The organism is Nocardia arthritidis (assembly GCF_011801145.1).
GTDB classification, from domain to species: Bacteria; Actinomycetota; Actinomycetes; order Mycobacteriales; family Mycobacteriaceae; genus Nocardia; species Nocardia arthritidis_A.
Map to the genome: position 1 here is coordinate 1,624,043 of NZ_CP046172.1, position 19,211 is coordinate 1,643,253.

At 67.4% G+C, this 19,211-nt stretch carries 15 protein-coding genes; 12 read left to right on the forward strand and 3 right to left on the reverse strand.

Features of this window, described 5'->3' with window-relative positions; all coding sequences use genetic code 11:
- The first annotated feature begins 92 nt into the window (after positions 1-92).
- Genes F5544_RS07170 through F5544_RS07180 form a run of 3 tightly spaced genes read left to right on the forward strand, consistent with a single transcriptional unit; the run spans position 93 to position 3,079 of the window.
- On the forward strand, positions 93-1,298 hold the full coding sequence (locus F5544_RS07170) for a cytochrome P450 (protein WP_238847131.1): 1,206 nt from the start codon (positions 93-95) through the stop codon (positions 1,296-1,298).
- Between the two features lie 51 nt (positions 1,299-1,349).
- A complete protein-coding gene (locus F5544_RS07175; RefSeq protein WP_167472451.1) occupies positions 1,350-1,631 on the forward strand; it encodes a DUF3311 domain-containing protein in 282 nt (93 codons plus the stop codon).
- Positions 1,628-3,079, forward strand: coding sequence for a sodium:solute symporter family protein (locus tag F5544_RS07180; protein ID WP_167472452.1), 1,452 nt, complete (start codon positions 1,628-1,630; stop codon positions 3,077-3,079). The genes F5544_RS07175 and F5544_RS07180 overlap by 4 nt, the downstream gene beginning before the upstream one ends.
- Here the strand turns inward: F5544_RS07180 and F5544_RS07185 are convergent.
- The 3 genes from F5544_RS07185 to icmF form a co-directional block, all read right to left on the reverse strand.
- Complete coding sequence (locus tag F5544_RS07185; RefSeq protein ID WP_167472453.1) at positions 3,052-4,545, reverse strand: flavin-containing monooxygenase; 1,494 nt, start codon at positions 4,543-4,545, stop codon at positions 3,052-3,054. The two genes, F5544_RS07180 and F5544_RS07185, sit on opposite strands and share 28 nt — an antisense overlap.
- 82 nt (positions 4,546-4,627) lie before the next feature.
- Positions 4,628-5,707, reverse strand: coding sequence for an amidohydrolase family protein (locus F5544_RS07190; RefSeq protein WP_167472454.1), 1,080 nt, complete (start codon positions 5,705-5,707; stop codon positions 4,628-4,630).
- Positions 5,708-5,782: 75 nt separating this feature from the next.
- Complete coding sequence (icmF, locus tag F5544_RS07195; RefSeq protein WP_167472455.1) at positions 5,783-8,998, reverse strand: fused isobutyryl-CoA mutase/GTPase IcmF; 3,216 nt, start codon at positions 8,996-8,998, stop codon at positions 5,783-5,785.
- Positions 8,999-9,204: 206 nt separating this feature from the next.
- Here icmF and F5544_RS07200 point away from each other — a divergent pair, with 206 nt between their 5' ends.
- From F5544_RS07200 to F5544_RS07240, 9 genes are all read left to right on the forward strand, one after another.
- Positions 9,205-10,239: a hypothetical protein gene (locus F5544_RS07200; protein ID WP_167472456.1), complete on the forward strand. Its 1,035-nt coding sequence runs from the start codon at positions 9,205-9,207 to the stop codon at positions 10,237-10,239.
- The gene (locus F5544_RS07205) at positions 10,236-11,255 is read left to right on the forward strand and encodes a hypothetical protein (RefSeq protein WP_167472457.1); all 1,020 of its coding nucleotides are present in this window, start codon (positions 10,236-10,238) and stop codon (positions 11,253-11,255) included. Before F5544_RS07200 ends, F5544_RS07205 begins: the two co-directional genes overlap by 4 nt.
- 212 nt (positions 11,256-11,467) lie before the next feature.
- Positions 11,468-12,226, forward strand: a complete 759-nt coding sequence (locus tag F5544_RS07210; protein WP_428847165.1) for a hypothetical protein — start codon at positions 11,468-11,470, stop codon at positions 12,224-12,226.
- Between the two features lie 13 nt (positions 12,227-12,239).
- Positions 12,240-13,169: a hypothetical protein gene (locus F5544_RS07215; RefSeq protein ID WP_167472458.1), complete on the forward strand. Its 930-nt coding sequence runs from the start codon at positions 12,240-12,242 to the stop codon at positions 13,167-13,169.
- A gap of 626 nt (positions 13,170-13,795) precedes the next feature.
- Positions 13,796-15,295 carry a CoA-acylating methylmalonate-semialdehyde dehydrogenase gene (locus tag F5544_RS07220; RefSeq protein WP_167472459.1) on the forward strand — a complete coding sequence of 500 codons (1,500 nt, stop codon included), beginning with the start codon at positions 13,796-13,798 and terminating at the stop codon, positions 15,293-15,295.
- A gap of 3 nt (positions 15,296-15,298) precedes the next feature.
- Entirely contained in the window at positions 15,299-16,438 is a 1,140-nt protein-coding gene (locus F5544_RS07225; RefSeq protein ID WP_167472460.1) for an acyl-CoA dehydrogenase family protein, read from the forward strand.
- Positions 16,438-17,505 carry an enoyl-CoA hydratase/isomerase family protein gene (locus tag F5544_RS07230; protein WP_167472461.1) on the forward strand — a complete coding sequence of 356 codons (1,068 nt, stop codon included), beginning with the start codon at positions 16,438-16,440 and terminating at the stop codon, positions 17,503-17,505. Before F5544_RS07225 ends, F5544_RS07230 begins: the two co-directional genes overlap by 1 nt.
- Positions 17,502-18,410, forward strand: a complete 909-nt coding sequence (gene mmsB / locus F5544_RS07235; protein ID WP_167472462.1) for a 3-hydroxyisobutyrate dehydrogenase — start codon at positions 17,502-17,504, stop codon at positions 18,408-18,410. The genes F5544_RS07230 and mmsB overlap by 4 nt, the downstream gene beginning before the upstream one ends.
- The gene (locus F5544_RS07240; RefSeq protein WP_167472463.1) at positions 18,410-19,186 is read left to right on the forward strand and encodes an enoyl-CoA hydratase; all 777 of its coding nucleotides are present in this window, start codon (positions 18,410-18,412) and stop codon (positions 19,184-19,186) included. Before mmsB ends, F5544_RS07240 begins: the two co-directional genes overlap by 1 nt.
- Positions 19,187-19,211: the final 25 nt, after the last annotated feature.

The window sequence follows — 19,211 nt, forward strand, 5'->3', positions numbered from 1 at the left end:
TTTACAGTGGTGCCTGTGGCTGAGCGGAGCGAGGGAACCATGGACGCAGCACCATCGGTCGCGGCGCGGCCGAGCGCTGGCGAGGACGTGTCGTGACCGGTCCGGAGGAATTGCCATTCGATCCGCAGGACGCCGAGTTCCTGGCCGACCCGTATCCGCGGTTCGCCCGGCTGCGGGAGTGTGGGGCGGTGCATGCTCATCCTGGTTTGGGCATGGCGGTGGCGGTTTCGCATGCGGCGGCCGCGCAGGTGCTGCGGGATAGAGCTCTCGGGCGGATCTGGGCCGATGCCGAACCGGCCGCTGATTTCCCGAATTTCAATCTGCTGCACCGTAATTCGCTGCTGGAGACGGAACCGCCCCGGCATACCAGGCTACGCGGGCTGGTGGCGTCGGCATTCGCCCGCGGGCATGTGGCGCGGCTGCGGCCCGCGGTGTACCGGCTGGCCGAGACGCTGGTGGGGGAGTTGGCCGCGGCGATCCGGGCACACGGCGCGGCCGACCTGCTGGAGACGGTGGCGGGTCCGCTGCCCGTCGCGGTGATCGCGGAATTGCTCGGCGTGCCCGAATCCGATCGCGGGCTGTTGCGGCCGTGGTCGAACACGATCGTGAAGATGTACGAGCCCGACCCGCCCGCCGCGCGCCGCGCCCAAGCGGAAAGCGCCGCAACGGAATTCGTCGACTACCTGCGCGACCTGGTGGCGGCCCGCCGGACGCGGCCCGGCCCGGATCTGCTGAGCGAGCTGGTCGCGGTCACCGATGCGGGCGGCGGGCGGCTCACCGACGACGAACTGGTCGCCACCGCCGTCCTGCTGCTGATGGCCGGGCACGAGGCCACCGTCAACGCGATCGGCAACGGCGTGCGCGCACTGCTGCGCTACCGGGACCAGTGGAACCTGCTGATCGATCGGCCCGATCTGGCCGACACCGCGACCGAGGAGCTCATCCGCTACGACTCGCCGCTGCAGATATTCGTCCGCACCGCGACCGCCGACACCGTCATCGCGGGTCATCGTCTCGCGGCGGGCGACCGGATCGCGGCCCTGCTCGGCGCGGCGGCCCGCGATCCACTCGTCTTCGCCGATCCGGACCGCCTCGACATCACCCGCAATCCCAACCCGCACCTCGGTTTCGGCGCGGGCATCCACTACTGCCTCGGCTCGGCGCTGGCCCGCGTCGAGGTCACCGCCGCGCTCGCCGAGCTCACCCGGCAGCTGCCGGGGCTGCGGCTCGCCGAAGAACCGGTTCGCCGCCCGGAATTCGCGATTCGCGGGTTCCGGACCCTGCTCGTCACGGCGTGAGCAACTCGCCCGGCTAGCCTTCGGATGTCCACCGAAACGAGAGCGAGGGTCATGGCCGAGCAGATACCTACCGGCGGCGCCTTCCCGCTGCGCCGTCGCGGCGCGGCGCTGTGGCTGCTGCTGTTGCCCGGGGTGCTGTACTGTCTGGCGCCGTTGGTGGCCAACCGAATCGAACCGCGGGTGTTCGGAATCCCGTTCCTGATCGCCTATCTCATCGCGGTGACCGCGCTCACCGGGCCGATTGTCGCGGTGGCCGCCCGGTTCGATCCGGCATATCGCAGCGGCGCACCGGAATACGTGCCCGCCGACGCCGAACCGGAGGAGCGCGGATGACCGACCGCGCCGTGGCCGTCACGCTGTTCACCGCCGCCATGATCGCGACCGTCGCGGTAGGCGTGATGTCCGGTCGAGGCCGGGTCAGGTCGATGTCGGAGTGGTCGGTCTCGGGACGCGGGCTCGGCACGATATTCGTGCTGCTGCTGATGGCGGGGGAGACCTACACCAGCTTCTCGTTCCTCGGCGCGGCCGGTTGGTCCTACCGGTACGGGGTGCCGATCTTCTATCTGATCGCCTACCTGAGCACCGGACTCGCGGTCGCCTATTGCGTCGGCCCGCTGATCTGGACCTATTGCGCCAGGCACCAATTGGTGTCGATCGCCGATATCGCCGAGCACCGCTACCGCTCCCGGCCGCTGGGCATCCTCGTGGCGCTGATCAGCACCGTCTTCCTGATTCCCTACGTGCAGTTGCAGATCCAGGGCATGGGTGTCGTCGTGCACGCGATGTCGTACGGCGCGGTGGATCTTCGGGTGGCCGCGATCGTATCCTTCGTGGTCGCAGAGGTTTTCATCCTGTCGTCCGGGCTGCGCGGCTCGGCGTGGGTGAGCGTGCTGAAGGACGGGCTCGCGGTGCTCAGCGTGGTGTTCCTGGCGATCTACCTGCCGCTGCACTACTTCGACGGCGTCGGCGCGCTGCTGGATCGCATGGTCGCCGAAAAGCCGCACTGGCTGACCTTTCCCGGTGCGGGCGGCGGCACCTTCGGCGCCGGCTGGTTCATTTCGACGATCCTGCTGAACGTCGTGACGATCGGCATCTTCCCGACTACGGTCGCCGGATACCTCTCGGCATCCGGTCCCAATGCGCTGCGGCGCAATTCGATCATGCTGCCCTGGTATCAGCTGCTGCTGCTCGTTCCGGTGGTGATCGGGTTCGCGGCGCTGTTCGTGGTGCCGGGGCTGAAGAATCCGGATCTCGCGCTGTTCGAGCTGGTCACCGACTCGCTGCCGCCCGCGGCGGTGGCGGTGATCGGGATCGCGGGCGCGCTGTCGGCCATCGTGCCGATGAGCGTATTCCTGGTCTCGATCGGAACACTGTGGGGCAGAACGGTTCTGGGTGGCGGTCTGCACGGCGGCGGACAGGATCGGCGGCAGCGCGGACTGTCCCAGCTCGTCTGCCTGGTGGTCGGCGCGGTGGCGCTGGGCGGTGCGCTGTTCTCGCCGAGCGTCCTGGTCAATCTGTCGGTGCTGTCGTACGAGGGCATGGCACAACTGGTTCCGGCTCTGCTGCTCGGGTTGTATTGGCGCAGGCTCAACACGCTCGGTGTGACGGCGGGTCTGGTGGCAGGCAGCGCCGTAGTGCTCGGCCTGCACGCGGCGGGGCGTGATCCGCTGTTCGGCGTGAACGGCGGGTTGCTCGCACTCGCATTGAACCTTGTTGTCGCCGCGAGTATTTCGCAGGTTTCCCGGCGTGCCGACTACCTGGTCGCGCTCTCGAAGCGGTAATCGTCCAGATCGAAATGCCCACTGCGCCAAGCCGCTTCGACGGTGGTGGTAGGGCGGAACGGCACATCGCCGTGCTTGTCGAAGTAGTAGCTGTTGGCCATTGCGCAGCTGTCCTGCCAGAACACCTGGCCGCCGCGGCGGGACAGCATCTCCCGGAAGAAGCGGTCGTTGGCCTCCGGCGTCACCTCGACCAGGGTGGCGCCGCTGGTGCGGGCGCGGCGCAGGCAGCGCAGGATATGCCGGGTCTGGTTCTCGATCAGGGTGAAATACGAGGCGCCGTTGTAACCATAGGGCCCGATGATGGAGAAGAAATTCGGGAAGCCGGGCACGCTCACCCCCTCGTAGGCCTGCAATCTGTGCTCGTCCCACCACTTTTCGAGATCGAGGCCGCCGACGCCGCGCAGATCGTAGGTCGGCATATTGCCCGACTCCATCACCTTGAATCCGGTGGCCAGGATGAGCACGTCGGCCACGTGCTCGGTACCCGTCGCGGTCCGCACGCCGCCCGCGGTGATCCGTTCGATCGGATCGGTCTCCAGCACCACATTCGGCCGGTTGAAGGTGGGCAGGTAGTCGTTCGAGAAGCCCGGCCGCTTACAGCCCAAAGCATAACGGGGCGTGAGCTTTTCCCGGATCGCCGGATCATGGACCTGGCGGCGCAGATGTGCGAGCCCGGACCGCTCGCCGAGCGCGGCGGCCGGAACGGTGTCGTGGTAGTGCGCGGAGATCGGGAAGGTCAGCTCGACGTAGGCCTGGCTGAGCAACCGGGTGAGCGTGCGCCCGCCGGGCAGGCGCAGCAGCCGCCGCACCGCGGGCGGCAGCGGGCCGTCCGGGCGCGGCAGGCACCAGATCGGCGTGCGCTGGAAGACGGTGAGCCGCTGTACCTTCGGTGCGATCTCCGGGATGATCTGCACCGCCGAGGCGCCGGTGCCGATGATCGCGACCCGCTTGTCCCGCAGGTCCTCGGCGTGATCCCAGCGCGAGGTGTGCATGGTTGTCCCGCCGAATTCCGAAACACCCGGAATATCGGGCAGTTTGGGCCGGGTGAGCACCCCGGTCGCGCTGATGACGAAGCGGGCCGTCAACTCGCCGCGGTCGGTGCGCAGCCGCCACCGGTGCCGATCCTCGTCGAACTCAGCGCCGAGCACCGTGGTGGACAGTCGGATTCGCGATCGCAGCCGGTACTTGTCGACGCAGGATTCGGCATACGCCTTCAGCTCGTGCCCCCGCGCGTACACCCGCGACCAGTTCGACCGCTGCTCGAACGAGTACTGATAGCTGAACGACGGAATATCCACCGCGATACCGGGATAGGTGTTCCAGTGCCAGGTGCCGCCGACGCCGTCGGCATCGTCGACGACGATGAAATCGTCGAATCCGGCCGCCAGCAGCTTGATCGCGGCGCCGATACCGGAGAATCCGGCCCCGACCACGATGATCTCGTGATCGGTCGTAGATGCGTTCATCGATCCCTCCCGTGCTGGCCGGGTCGGTCGCCGGGGAAGGACGGCCGACCCGTTCCGTATAACTACCCATCGGCGCGGAACACTATGCCGCCGAAACGATCCGGTAAGTCCGCTGCGCGGTCCGCCGGAAGACCTGTTCGAGTTCGGCCGGGCCGCCGCCGTGGCCGGTGATCGCCGCCGCGATGGTCCGCATGCTGTTGCCGATGCTGGTGATCGGCTTGTCCACCGGAAAATTCGAACCCCAGAGCAGCCGCTCGGCGCCGAAGACGTCCAGCGCGTGCTCGACCAGCGGACCGATCCGGTCGAGCAGCGCGCTCACCGGTGTCGGCATGCCCCGTGGCGGCACCGGATGGCCGAGGATCGGCATCATCAGCCCGCTCACCTTCGCCACCACATTGCGCTGCGCGGCCAGCGCCGCCAGATCGTCGCGCCAGCGGACGAACAATTCGCGCCGTAGCCCTGGATTGGTCCCGGTGTGCTTGCCGACCGGACCGAAAATGCCCGCGGGCGTGCCGAGATGGTCGAGCACGATCGACACCTCCGGATAGCGCTGGGCCAGCGCCGTCACCTCCGGCAGCGCGTGCGAGTACACCCAGGCCTCGAAGGACAGCTCATATTCGGCCAATATGCCGAATCCGGACAGGAATTCCCTTGTGGTGAGCGCGCTTTCGCGTTTGGTGAAGGACCGGACCCCGGGATCGGGATGGTGCGCGACCATGGTGCGGATACCGCAGACCAGCGGTGAGGCGGCCCGGTGCGCGTCGAGTAGTTCGGCGAATCGCGGCGCCGCCGGATCCGCGCCCGCGACGATCGCACCCAGCTCCGGCCCGTCCCGATCGAAGGGCAGCCGGGCCACCCAGCCGGTTTCGTCGGCCTTGGCCAGCGGGTCGGAGCCCGACCATTCCACCTCGACATGCGTCACGGTATCCACCGGAACGTCGGCCGCGTCGGCGCGATAGTCCGGCGGCAGATACGGATGCAGAAAAGGCGTTGGATCGCCCGCGAATTCACGGTCCCGCCGCGGCGCCAGCCGGGTCGCGAACTCCACGGGAATCGGCAGCAACCGGAACAATTTGGCCAGCGTACTGAAATCCCGTGGGGTGGTGAACGGATCCCACTGGTGGATATGCGCGTCGATGATTCGGATATCCGGGAAATTCATGCCATGCCATCCCGCTCGCAACACTGCGTCGATGGCCCCGATTGTCACACGTCGTGTCGCGCCGCCGGAAGGCTCTCACACATTTCGGCGGTATTGGCCCCCAACCGTGAAGAAAGTGTCGGTGATCTGTTGCAATGTACAGACCCGCGCCGCGTCCATCAGCGCCTCGAAAATATTTTCGTCGGTGCGCGCGACCGCCTCCAGCCGGGCCAGCGCCGCATGCGCCGCGTCGCGGTGCCGCTGCTGGAATTCGCGAACGCGGCGCAGCTGGGACTGCTTCTCCTGCTCGGTGCCGCGCGCCAGCTCGAGCTCCCGGTGCGGCTCACCGTGCGGGTTGCGGAAGGTGTTGACGCCGATAATCGGCAGCGAGCCGTCGTGTTTGCGCTGTTCGTAGCGCATCGACTCGTCCTGGATGCGGCCGCGCTGATATCCGGTCTCCATCGCGCCGAGCACACCGCCGCGCTCGCTGATCCGCTCGAATTCGGTGAGCACCGCCTCCTCCACCAGATCGGTGAGCTCGTCGACGAGAAAGCTGCCCTGCAGCGGATTTTCATTCATCGCGACGCCCCATTCGCGATTGATGATCAGCTGGATGGCCAGCGCCCGGCGCACCGATTCCTCGGTGGGTGTGGTCACCGCCTCGTCGTATGCGTTGGTGTGCAGGCTGTTGCAGTTGTCGTAGATGGCGATGAGCGCTTGCAGCGTGGTGCGAATATCGTTGAAGCTCATCTCCTGTGCGTGCAGCGACCGGCCGGAGGTCTGGATGTGGTACTTGAGCTTCTGCGAACGGTCGTTGGCGCCGTAGCGATCTCGCATGGTCACCGCCCAGATGCGCCGGGCCACCCGGCCGATCACCGAATACTCCGGATCCATCCCGTTGGAGAAGAAGAACGACAGGTTCGGCGCGAAATCGTCGATGTGCATACCGCGCGCGAGATATGCCTCCACATAGGTGAATCCGTTGGCCAGCGTGAACGCGAGCTGGCTGATCGGATTCGCACCGGCCTCGGCGATGTGGTATCCGGAGATCGATACCGAGTAGAAGTTGCGAACGCTGTTGCGCACGAACCATTCCTGGATATCGGCCATCATGCGCAGGCTGAATTCGGTGGAGAAGATGCAGGTGTTCTGCCCCTGGTCCTCCTTGAGGATGTCGGCCTGCACGGTGCCGCGCACGGTGGCCAGCGTGCGCGCCCGGATCTCGGCGGCCTCCTCCGCATTCGGCTCGCGGCCCTCGCTGGCCGTAAAGCGTTCCAGCGCTTGATCTATCGCGGTGTTGAGGAAGTAGGCGAGGATGGTCGGCGCCGGACCGTTGATGGTCATCGAGACCGAGGTGGTCGGCGCGGTCAGGTCGAAGCCGTCGTAGAGCGCCTTCATATCGTCCAGCGAGGCGATCGAGACGCCCGAGGTGCCCACCTTGCCGTAGATGTCGGGGCGCTCGGCCGGATCGTGGCCGTACAGCGTCACCGAATCGAACGCCGTCGAAAGCCGTTTCGCGTCGGAGTGTTCGCTCAGCACCTTGAAACGGCGATTGGTGCGGAACGGGTCGCCCTCGCCGGCGAACATCCGGGCCGGATCCTCGTTGTCCCGCTTGAACGGGAAGACGCCCGCGGTGAACGGGAACCGGCCGGGCAGGTTCTCCGCGCGCAGGAAGCGCAGCAGCTCACCGTGATCGGTGAACCGGGGGAGCGCGACGCGCGGAATAGTGTTGCCGGACAGGGTTTCCCGGCGCAGCGGTGTGCGAATCTCGCGGTCCCGCACCCGGACCACCTGCTCCTCGCCCCGATACGATTCGGCGAGCGCGGGCCACTCGGCCAGCAGCGCGGCATTGTCCGAGGCGAGCTCGGTGCGGGCCCGCGTCGCGAGCTCGGCGACGGCCGCGTCGTCGGGCAGTTCGGCCGCCACCTGCTCCAACCGCTGAACCCGTTGCGCGACAACGGCTTGCGCGGCCGTCTCGGCGTGGTACGCGCGCACGGTATCGGCGATCTCGGCCAGGTAGCGCACCCGCGCTGGGGGAATGATCTGCGCGAACCTGGTGGACACCTTGGTATTCACCCGGGGCAGCACACCCGGCTGTAGCTGTAGTCCCTTGTCCGCGAGCGCATCCATCAGGTGCTGATACAGGGCGGTGACCCCGTCGTCGTTGAAAGTCGCCGCGCTGGTGCCGAATACCGGCATATCCTCCGGTGCGGCGCCGAACTGCTCGCGATTGCGGATCAGCTGGCGTGCGACATCGCGCAGCGCGTCGGCCGCACCGCGGCGCTCGAACTTGTTGATCGCCACCACATCCGCGTAATCCAGCATGTCGATCTTCTCCAGCTGGGATGCCGCGCCGAACTCCGGCGTCATCACATACATGGCCAGGTCGACATGGTCGGTGACGGCGGCGTCGCCCTGCCCGATACCGGGCGTCTCCAGGATGATCAGGTCGTAACCCGCTGCCTTACAAGCGGTTACGATGCCGTCGATACCGTTCGGCAGCTCGCGGCCGCCGCGGGTGGCCAGGGAGCGGAAGTAGATGTGCTCACCGTCCAGCGCGTTCATCCGGATCCGGTCGCCGAGCAGTGCGCCGCCGCCGCGCCTGCGGGTCGGGTCGACGGCGAGGATGGCGACCCGCAGCTTGTCCTGCTGGTCCGAGCGCAGCCTGCGCACCAATTCGTCGGTGAGCGAGGACTTTCCGGAGCCGCCGGTGCCGGTGAAGCCGAGCACCGGAACGGTGCGGGCCGCGGCGGCCCGCTCGAGCGCCGCGCGGGTCTGCTCGGGTAGCGCGTCCTGCTGCAGGCAGGTGATCGCGCGGGCGAGCGCCGCCCGCTCACCGGACAGAATGGCCTCCGCCGTAGGCGGTTTCGCCGAAAGATCGATATCGCAGGCGCGGATCAGCTGATTGATCATGCCGGGCAGGCCCAGTCGCTGACCATCTTCGGGAGAGAAGACGGTCACCCCGGATTCGGCGAGCCGCGCGATCTCCTCGGCGACGATCACCCCGCCGCCCCCGCCGAAGATCCGGACATGTTCGGCCCCGGCCTTTTTCAGCGCTTCGGCCAGGTATTCGAAGTATTCGACGTGTCCGCCCTGATACGAGCTGATCGCGACGCCCTGCGCATCCTCGGTGAGCACGGCGTCGACCACCTCGCGCACCGAGCGGTTGTGGCCGAGGTGGATCACCTCCGCACCCTGCGCCTGCAGGATGCGGCGCATGATGTTGATGGCCGCGTCGTGACCGTCGAACAGTGCGGCCGAGGTGACGAAGCGGACGGGATTTGCGGGCGTGTGCAGCGCGGTATCGGCCACGGGTTCCTCCGGCGAGTCCTCTTTGGCGCCCGATACTAGGACGTCAAAGTAATTCTACGGTGACTGCTGTCACATCGCCAGGCGACACGGGTTTCACTCAGCCTGACGACAACTCGCGACATTCCGCGGGACTCGAGTTGCGATAAGTGTGCTTTCCCGAAAAACCCCTTATCCGTCCGCTGTCTCGAATCAGAAGGTCGATCACCATGGGGCGACTCTCCTTTCGGCTGGTGGCCGCGTGCGCCGCGCTCGGCATTACCGGTCTGGCCGCACCGCTCGCACATGCCGAACCCACCCCGCTCAACGGCCTGTTCGCGCTCGCGCCAGGAGTTTGCGGAAACGGCGTGGTGACCGGAAGCTTCTTCCGGATGATTCTGCCGACCGGCGACGCGAACGGGCCCTACCTGCAGAACAGCGATTCCCGCTGCGGCGACCAGACGGTGACGCCGCTGGCGGCAGGCACCGACGGCGGCCTGGTCAGCGGCGATTATCAGCCGCAACCCGCGGCCGCGTTCGACGCGGCGGGCAATGCGCAATCCGGGCGGGTGACAACGCCGGTCCGGTTCTACGGCGTCGACTTCGCCACCGCGACCAACCCGACCGACCCGCAGACCGGTGCGGCGACCGGGCTGCCGCAGCTGTTCAGCGACAGCGGGCAGCTGTCCGGCGACCTGAGCAGCCTCGGCGTCACCTGGAATAACCAGGTGTTCAACCAGGGCTCCCCGAAACCCGGCGGCGGACTGCCCGGCAAGACCAGCAGGCTCGGCGGAACCATCGACGGCGCGGGGAATTTCGTCATCGAGTGGACGAGCCAGATCGTCGGCGGTCCGTTCAACAACTTCACCGGGCTGTGGCATCTGGCCGGGCAGTATCGGGGCGCGCAGGCCGCGCCCGCGGCACAGCCCATCGCGAATCCGCCTGCGGCTCCGGCTGGCCCGGCAGCGCCCGGGGCACCTGCTGGTCCGGCGGCTGTTGGCCCGGCCGCGCCCGGAGTGCCTGCTGGTCCGGCCGCGCCCGCGGCCGATGTGCCCGGTCCGGCTCCGGCGCAGGCCGTGCCGCTGCTGGCCCAATCGGTGAACCAGCCCAAACAGGCCGATCCGGTGTTGGCGACCAAGACGGTCTCGGTGCCGCCCGAGGACGGCGCGCCGGTGTGGTTGGTGCCGCTGCTGCTCATCGTCGCGGTGGTGGCGGCGGGCGTCTTCTTCAACGCCGACCGGCTCGTCGGCCGGAATCGCGAATGACGGCCCCGCCGTCGGCATCCGGGCTTCCCGCATACGCCGACTATGTGTCGAGCGTCGAGCGCGCACCCGCGCGGGCAGGTACGCGCTGGCCCTTTCTCGTGCTCATCGTGCTGGGCGCGCTGCTGGTGGTGCCGCCGATCGTGACCGCGATGTTCCCGCGCGCGGTCAGGGGTGAGGCCATGATCGATGCGTTCCGGCCGTATGTGACGCAGCCGAGCATCGATGGTTATCGCGCCGACCTGCGGGTGTTGGCCGACGCGCGCACGAATGTCCTTGCGCTGCAAGCGCGTAATCAGGTGCCGGGGCATTACGAGCGAATCGATACCTTCGTCCGTGAGTATCCGGCGATCGATTCCGATATGTCCGCGATGATCGACACGATCGACGCCAATCGGGGTAATTACGAAAAACTTTCGGCTACAGCACCTTTCGGATCACTGCCCTGGCTGCTCGCGCTGCCGGGTCTGGTCATCGCCGGTGCGGGAATCCTGGGCTTGCGGCGTGCGGGTGCCGGGCGGCGGACCACGGTATGGCGGGCGGTGGCCGTATTCGGTGCGCTCATCCTGATCGCGGTGCCGTTCGCCGGGCGGCTCTTCCCGGCGGCGCCCGCCGCGCAACCGCTGATCGATGGGTTCCGGTCGATCCTCACCCAGTCGGAGGTGCGCAAGGTCCAGGGTTACTTCGTCACCCTGGTCGCGGCCGACGGCGAGCTGAACAGCAGGTTCACCGCCGCCGTCCGCACCGCCCACCCCGATGCCGAGCTGGCGGGCATCACCGCACTCGAATCCGACTGGCAGCCGATGACTTCCCGCTTCGCGGCGCTGATCGGTGCGATGAACGACAACGTCGACAATTTCGATGCCGTCGTCGCGCTGAATGATTCGACAAAGTCGCTGGGGTTCACGGCGTTTCGCGGCATCGGCTGGTTCTACCTGATTCCGGGCGCGCTCGTCCTCGTGCTCGCGACCGCGGGGCTCAGACAGCGCCGGATTGTTAGCGGAGGTGAATCACAGTGAGCGGCAGAGCCAGTCGTCGACGCAGCGCCGTAGTGGGGCCGAATTTCGGTGCGGGTCCTCACGCGGAGGGAAATGGTCGCTCGGAGACCGCGCTACCGAATGGCGGACAGCCTCTTTCGGAAACTGGGCGCTCGGCGAGGCGGCTTCGTTCTCGCCGGTCCGGGCAGGGTGTCCGGCGGGCGATATGCGGCGTTCTTCTCGTGGTGGGATTGTTGGTGACCGGGTGCGCGAAAGACACGCCCGCTCCCTCCGGGCCGGAACAGTTGATCGGGCTGCTGCGGTTCACGCCGGGTGCGGTATCCGGAGATACGGTGAGCGGCACCTGGTTCCGGATGGTGCAGCCGGGTGGCACACCGGAGCACGGCCCGTACATGCCCAACGGTGACTCGCCCGCGCAGGGCGGCGCGACGACGTTGCTCGAACCGGGCACCGCGGGCGGCCTGCGCATCGGCGGATATCAGAGCGAACCCAAACCCGGTTTCGCCGAAGGTAATTCGCTTTCGGCTTCGATAACCAAACCCACCAAGTTCTTCGCCGTCGAGTTCGGGATATCCACCAACCCGACCGATCCGCAGACCCAGCGGCGGGTGCCGCCACCGACCGTGGTGAACGATAACGGCAAGCTCACCGCCGACCTCTCGTCCTGGGCGGCGTCCTGGAACGACCAGGAATTCAACCAGGGCGCGCCCAAACCGCCGGAGAAACAGGCCGCGCAGGTGGCGGGCGCCGAACAGGTGCAGAAGGTCTGGGACTGGGTCGCGCAGCAGTGGTTCGACAAGCCGAAATCCGATGCCGCCCAAGGACCCTCCGCCACCGGCAGCTACGACCCCGGGTCTCGGCGCTTCACGCTGCAGTGGACCAGCCTGATCGTCGGCGGACCGTTCAACGGTTTCACCGGCGTCTGGCATCTGGAGGGCATCTTCGAACCCGCTGCGGCCGCCCCGAAACAGTCTGTGCCACCGACGAATTAAGGAGTACGGTCCGATGACTTCCAGCACCACCCGGCGCCCGGCGCTGGTCGCGGCCATCCGTGCGGTGGCCGCGCTCACCGTCGTCGGCAGCGCCGTCGCGGTCACCGCGCTGACCGTCCGCCACGGCGATCAGGTCGCCACCGTGGTGGTCACGCAGGAGCGGGCGGCCGATGTGCCCGCGAATACCGCTCCGGCCCAACAGGTTCCGGGCACACCGCCCAGTCAACCGAAACCCGTTCCCGCTGCGCCCGCCCCTGCCGCGCCCGCCGCGGCCCCGCACGGCGCACCCGCCGCGGTGGCGATCGCCCCCGGTTCCGGTGTCCCGAGTAGCGCTGTGCCGCTGGGGACCTCGCCCGGTGCGCCGAGCAATGCGGTGCCGCTGGGCACATCGCCGGGAGCGCCGAACAACGCTGTCCCGCTGAATACCTCACCCGGCGCATCCGGACCATTCGCCGCCGCCCCCGCCAACACCCAGCCGCCGTGCCCGCTCGGCTGGCCCGCCCCGAAACAGCAGGGCGGATTGGCCTCGCTCATCGGCCTGGCCCCGCTGGCGGGCCCGTTCTCCTCGGAAGCATTCGCGCTGGGCTCGGTGTACCAACCGATTCTGCAATTGGCGGGCCCGGTGCTCGCGGAGATCGCACCCGTTATCGCGCGGTACCAGCCGGTGCTCGACCCGATCATCGCCAATGTGCAGGGCGTGGAAGCCATTGTCCTGCAAGCCATCCTGCCGTACTACGGCCCGTACCGCGACCAGCTCATCGCCGCCGAGGGCGATCTGGCCAAGGTGCTGGCCCCGGTGCTGAACCGTGCGTACAACAGCGAAATCGCCTCATGCTTCGTCGCCTGGCAGGGTCAGGTCATCGAGCAGGCCAAAGGCGGCCGGATCACCGTCGCATCCCTCGCACACCCGGGAACGGTCGTCGAACTCGGCCCCGAGGAGTAGTCCGGCCTGGACTCTCGGCGCGAATCGGCCGACGCCATCGGCTGCGTGTTTCGAATTAGAGGTGACCTGAGATGTTGGTGTGCGGTGCTTCGACTCGACGGGCCGAGTTCGGAGGTGTCGGCGCGCCGAGCGAGTGGTCGCGTCGCTACGACGACCGAATCGCCAAGGTAGGCGCGTGGTGCGTTGGCATGGGGCGTTCCGGTTCCCACCCCGGATGACGCTGTTCCCGCGCGGGTTTCGGCTTCCCGCGCATGCAATAGCCAGCGCGAAAAGCCAATCGCTGTGCGCGAACGGTTTACCTATGCGTTCAAAGGTGAATGAGGTCGTCGCACCTCGGCTGCGAACCGTGCACACGATGTAGAAGGTGCGGACTATAGGGACGGGGTTCGGCGTGCCTCGTTGGCTGAACGGGTGACGGCCAATCCAGGTCGTCCGGCCTGGGGCAGGAGCGCCGCTTGCTGGCGTAACCAGCCGCCTACCTGGGGCGATCCAGTCGTCGTAGCGGCGCGACCCGCACCGGGACCCGCCGATCACTCGCAACCCACAGACCGTGGGATGGATCACAATCCCCATTTACTAGGACATCCAACTATAGGATCTCCGTAGATACCCAGGAAAGGACTGGCATGGTTCGCGAACTCACCCACTTCATCGGTGGACAGCATGTACCGGGGACCTCCGGCGACTTCGGGGATGTGTTCGACCCCAATATCGGCCAGGTGCAGGCCAGGGTGCCGCTGGCGAGTGCGGACGAGGTGGCGGCGGCGGTCGCGAATGCCGAAGCGGCGCAGCAGGTGTGGGCCGCGTTCAATCCGCAGAAGCGGGCCAGGGTGCTGATGAAGTTCCTGACGCTGGTGCAGGACGAGATGGATTCCCTTGCGGCGCTGCTGTCTTCGGAGCACGGCAAGACCATCGCGGACGCCAAGGGCGATATCCAGCGTGGGCTGGAGGTGGTGGAGTTCGCCGCCGGTATCCCGCATCTGCTCAAGGGTGAGTACACCGAGAGCGCGGGCACCGGCATCGACGTGTACTCGATGCGTCAGCCGCTCGGCGTCGTCGCGGGTATCACCCCGTTCAACTTCCCGGCGATGATCCCGCTGTGGAAGGCGGGTCCGGCGCTGGCCTGCGGAAACGCGTTCGTGCTCAAGCCTTCCGAGCGCGACCCATCGGTGCCGCTGCGGCTGGCCGAGTTGTTTCTCGAGGCGGGGCTGCCCGCGGGCGTCTTCAACGTGGTCAACGGCGACAAGACGGCCGTCGACGCGCTGCTGAACGATCCGCGGGTCAAGGCCGTCGGCTTCGTCGGCTCGACGCCGATCGCCCAGTACATCTACGAGACCGCGACCGCGAACGGCAAGCGCGCCCAGTGTTTCGGCGGCGCGAAGAACCACGCCATCGTCATGCCGGACGCCGACCTCGACGATGTCGCCGACCAATTGATCGGCGCCGGTTACGGTTCCGCCGGCGAGCGGTGCATGGCCATTTCGGTGGCGGTCCCGGTCGGCGCGGAGACCGCGGATCGCCTGGTGGCCAAGCTGACCGAACGCGTGCACAAGCTGAACATCGGCCGCTCCGACGATCCGGGCGCCGATTTCGGCCCGCTGGTGGGTCGGGACGGCGTCGACCGGGTGAACGGCTATGTCCAGCTCGGCATTGACGAGGGCGCCGAACTGGTGGTGGACGGCCGCGGCCTGACCGTCGACGGCGGCGAGAACGGATACTTCGTCGGCGCAACGCTTTTCGACAGGGTCACCCCCGATATGCGGATCTACCGGGACGAGATCTTCGGTCCCGTGCTCAGCGTGGTCCGCGCCGCGACCTACGAGGAGGGGCTGCGCCTGGCCAACGAGCACGAATACGGCAACGGCGTGGCGATTTTCACCCGCGACGGCGATACCGCCCGCGATTTCGCGGCCAGGGTGCAGGTCGGCATGGTCGGCATCAACGTGCCGATCCCGGTGCCGATCGCCTACCACACCTTCGGCGGCTGGAAGCGTTCCGGCTTCGGCGATCTGAACCAGCACGGCCCGGATTCGATCCGCTTCTACACGAAAACCAAGACGGTGACGCAACGTTGGCCCTCCGGTCGCAAGGAGAGCAATGCCTTCGTCATCCCGACGATGGACTGACGAATGTTCGCCCTCGACGACGACGAACGCGCCATCCGCGATACCGCGCGTGGTTTCGCGGACGAGTTCCTCGCCCCGAACGCGCTGGAATGGGATGAGCGCAAACACTTTCCGGTAGACGTGCTACGCAAGGCGGGTCCGCTCGGCCTCGGCGGCATCTATGTGCGCGAAGATGTCGGCGGCTCCGGCCTGCGCAGGCTGGACGCGGTCCGCATCTTCGAGCAGCTGGCCACCGGCTGCCCGGCCATCGCCGCCTACATCTCGATACACAACATGGCGACGTGGATGATCGATCGGTACGGCGACGACGGCCAACGCAACCGCTGGCTGCCTCGGCTCACCGCGATGGACGCGCTCGGCAGCTACGCGCTCACCGAACCAGGTGTCGGTTCCGACGCAGCGGCCCTGAGCACCAGGGCCGTTCGCGACGGTGACGACTACATCTTCAACGGCGCGAAGCAATTCATCTCGGGTGCGGGCAGCACCGATGTCTACGTGGTGATGGCGCGCACCGGCGCGGCCGGTTCGCGCGGCATCTCGGCGTTCATCGTCCCGGCCGATACACCCGGAATCTCATACGGCGCCAACGAGAAGAAGATGGGCTGGAACGCACAGCCGACCCGGCAGGTGATCTTCGAGGACGCGCGCGTGCCCGCCGCCAACCTGCTCGGCAATCCGGGCGACGGCTTCCGCATCGCGATGAACGGCCTCAACGGCGGGCGGCTGAATATCGCCGCCTGCTCGGTCGGCGGCGCGCAGGCGGCGCTCGACCGGACGGTGCCGTATCTGGCCGGGCGCAACGCCTTCGGCAAACCGCTGTTGAAGAATCAGGCGTTGCAATTCGAATTGGCGGATATGCGAACCGAATTGGAGGCGGCCAGGACGCTGCTGTGGCGGGCCGCCGCGGCGCTGGACGCCGACGCGCCCGACAAGGTCGAGCTGTGCGCGATGGCGAAGCGTTTCGCGACCGACGCGGGTTTCGAGGTCGCGAACAAGGCGCTGCAATTGCACGGCGGCTACGGCTATCTGGCCGAATACGGCCTGGAGAAGATCGTCCGGGATCTGCGGGTGCACCAGATTCTCGAGGGCACCAACGAAATCATGCGGGTGGTAGTCGCCCGCTCGGTGGTAGGAGCGGCGTAGTGAGCGAACCGGAAGTCTTGATCGAACGGCGCGATGGGCTCGGGCTCATCACCCTGAATCGCCCGAAGGCCATCAATGCGCTGAATCATCCGATGGCGCTTGCGATCACGCACGCGCTGCGGGAGTGGGCCGACGACGAAGCGATCCGCACGGTCGCGGTCGTCGGCGCGGGGGAGCGTGGCCTGTGCGCTGGCGGCGATATCGTCGCCATCCACACCGACGCGAAATCCGGTGTCGCCGGCCCGGATTCGCCGACCGGCCGCTTCTGGCGCGACGAGTACATCCTCAACGCGCTCATCGGACGCTATCCCAAACCGTATATCGCGGTGATGGACGGCATCGTGATGGGCGGCGGCGTCGGGCTCTCCGGCCACGGCAGCCACCGCATCGTCACCGAGCGATCCAAGGTCGGCATGCCGGAGGTCGGCATCGGTTTCGTCCCGGATGTCGGTGGCACCTATCTGCTTTCGCGCGCGCCGGGCGAGCTCGGCACGCACATCGCGCTCACCACCGCGCGGATGGGCGCGGGCGATGCCATCGCCGCCGGTTTCGCCGACTATTTCGTCGCGTCGGAACATATTCCGGCCCTGCTGGATACGCTGCGCACCGAGACGGCCGAGATCGCCATCGCCAAATTCGCCTCGGCGGCGCCGGAATCCGAGCTGGTCGCGCAGCAGCAGTGGATCGACGCCTGCTACTCGGCCGATTCGGTGGCGGAGATCCTCGCGCGGCTGCGGGCCGACGGCGCGCCGGAGGCGGCGAAGGCCGCATCGGAGATTCTCGGGAAATCGCCGGTGGCGCTGAAGGTTACGCTGCGCTCCCTGCGAGCCGCCCGTGGCCTGACCGACCTGGAGTCGGTGCTGAACGAGGAATACCGGGTATCCATCGCCGCGCTCGCCTCGCACGATCTGGTCGAGGGTATCCGCGCCCAGGTGGTGGACAAGGATCGCAACCCGCGGTGGTCCCCGGCAAGCCTGGCCGAGGTGACCGACGCCGAGGTGGACACGTACTTCGCCGCGTTAGGCGACAAAGAACTGGGTTTGGTTGCTCCGGAAGGTAGAAAATGACGGCATCGCGTGGGCTGAAAATCGGTTTTCTCGGCCTCGGACATATGGGCGCGCCGATGGCGGCGAACCTGATCAAGGCGGGCCACGACGTGCTCGCATTCGACCCGGTGCCCGCCGCGCAGGAGCAGGCGCGCAAAGACGGTGCGACCGTTGTGGATTCGGCCGCCGCGGCGGCGCGCGATCGCGATCTCGTGATCACCATGCTGCCCAACGGAAAACTCGTGCTCGACGTCTATGCCGAACTGCTCCCGGCGGCCGCGCCGGACACCCTTTTCATCGACTGCTCCACCATCGATGTCGCCGACGCCAAGGCCGCCGCGGTGCTGGCCATCGGCGCGGGCCACCGCGCCCTCGACGCACCGGTCTCCGGCGGTGTCGCGGGTGCGGCGGCGGGCACGCTGACCTTCATGGTCGGCGGCGGCGCCGCGGATTTCGCCGCTGCGCTGCCGGTGCTGGAGGTGATGGGCGCCAAGGTGGTGCACTGCGGCGGTTCCGGCGTCGGCCAGGCCGCGAAGATCTGCAACAACATGCTGCTCGGCATCTCCATGATCGGCCTGTCCGAGGCCCTGGTGCTCGGCGAGAAGCTGGGCCTGAGCCATCAGTCCTTCTTCGATGTCGTCTCCACCGCGTCGGGCCAGAGCTGGGCGCTCACCAGCTACTGTCCGGTCCCCGGCCCGGTCCCGGCCAGCCCGGCCAACAACGACTACCGGCCGGGTTTCGCCACCGCGCTGATGAACAAGGATCTCGGCCTGGCGGCAAACGCGTTGCGCGACAACGGTATCGACGGCCAACTCGGCCTGCTCGCGGCGGAGATCTACAACCGGTTCAACCAGACCGATGCTGGCCGGGACTTCTCCGCTATCGTGACGGACATCCGTGACCGCTCCGATCGAGAAGGTGTCTAGTGCCCGAGTTCGAAACGATTCTGCTGGAGCGCAAGGGCCGGGTCGGCTGGATCACGCTGAACCGCCCGAAGGCGCTCAATGCCCTGAACGCCCAGGTCCTCGACGATGTCATCGCCGCGCTGGACGAGCTGGAGCACGACGACGAGATCGGCGCCGTGGTGATCACCGGCTCGGAGCGGGCCTTCGCCGCGGGCGCCGATATCAAGGAGATGCAGCCCAAGTCGTACATGGACATGTTCATGAACGATTTCTTCGCCCGCTGGGACCGGCTGGCCCAGTTCCGCAAGCCGACCATCGCCGCCGTCGCGGGTTACGCGCTCGGCGGCGGCTGTGAGCTGGCCATGATCTGCGACATCCTGATCGCCGCCGATACCGCGAAATTCGGTCAGCCGGAGATCAAGCTCGGCGTGATCCCGGGCATCGGCGGCTCGCAGCGGTTGACCCGCGCCATCGGCAAGGCCAAGGCGATGGACCTGGTGCTGACCGGCCGCAATATGGACGCCGATGAGGCCGAGCGCGCCGGGCTGGTCTCCCGGATCGTGCCCGCCGACAAATTGCTCGACACCGCGCTGGAGGTGGCCGAGACCATCGCGTCGATGTCCTTGCCGGTCACCATGATTGCCAAGGAGTCGGTGAACCGGTCCTTCGAAACCACACTGGCGGAAGGACTTCGGTTCGAGCGGCGGGTGTTCCATTCGCTGTTCGCCATCGAGGACCAGAAGGAAGGCATGTCCGCCTTCGTCGAGAAGCGTCCGGCGAAGTTCACCAACCGCTGAGCGAATCCTGTTCCGGCACAACGGG

Excerpts from the sequence above, each read along its gene's own strand:
- F5544_RS07175 (WP_167472451.1), top strand. The coding sequence starts at position 1,350 with ATGGCCGAGCAGATACCTACCGGCGGCGCCTTCCCGCTGCGCCGTCGC.
- F5544_RS07190 (WP_167472454.1), bottom strand. The coding sequence starts at position 5,707 with ATGAATTTCCCGGATATCCGAATCATCGACGCGCATATCCACCAGTGG.
- F5544_RS07215 (WP_167472458.1), top strand. The coding sequence starts at position 12,240 with ATGACTTCCAGCACCACCCGGCGCCCGGCGCTGGTCGCGGCCATCCGT.
- mmsB (WP_167472462.1), top strand. The coding sequence starts at position 17,502 with ATGACGGCATCGCGTGGGCTGAAAATCGGTTTTCTCGGCCTCGGACAT.
- F5544_RS07180 (WP_167472452.1), top strand. The coding sequence starts at position 1,628 with ATGACCGACCGCGCCGTGGCCGTCACGCTGTTCACCGCCGCCATGATC.
- F5544_RS07200 (WP_167472456.1), top strand. The coding sequence starts at position 9,205 with ATGGGGCGACTCTCCTTTCGGCTGGTGGCCGCGTGCGCCGCGCTCGGC.
- F5544_RS07205 (WP_167472457.1), top strand. The coding sequence starts at position 10,236 with ATGACGGCCCCGCCGTCGGCATCCGGGCTTCCCGCATACGCCGACTAT.
- F5544_RS07185 (WP_167472453.1), bottom strand. The coding sequence starts at position 4,545 with ATGAACGCATCTACGACCGATCACGAGATCATCGTGGTCGGGGCCGGA.
- F5544_RS07220 (WP_167472459.1), top strand. The coding sequence starts at position 13,796 with ATGGTTCGCGAACTCACCCACTTCATCGGTGGACAGCATGTACCGGGG.
- F5544_RS07225 (WP_167472460.1), top strand. The coding sequence starts at position 15,299 with ATGTTCGCCCTCGACGACGACGAACGCGCCATCCGCGATACCGCGCGT.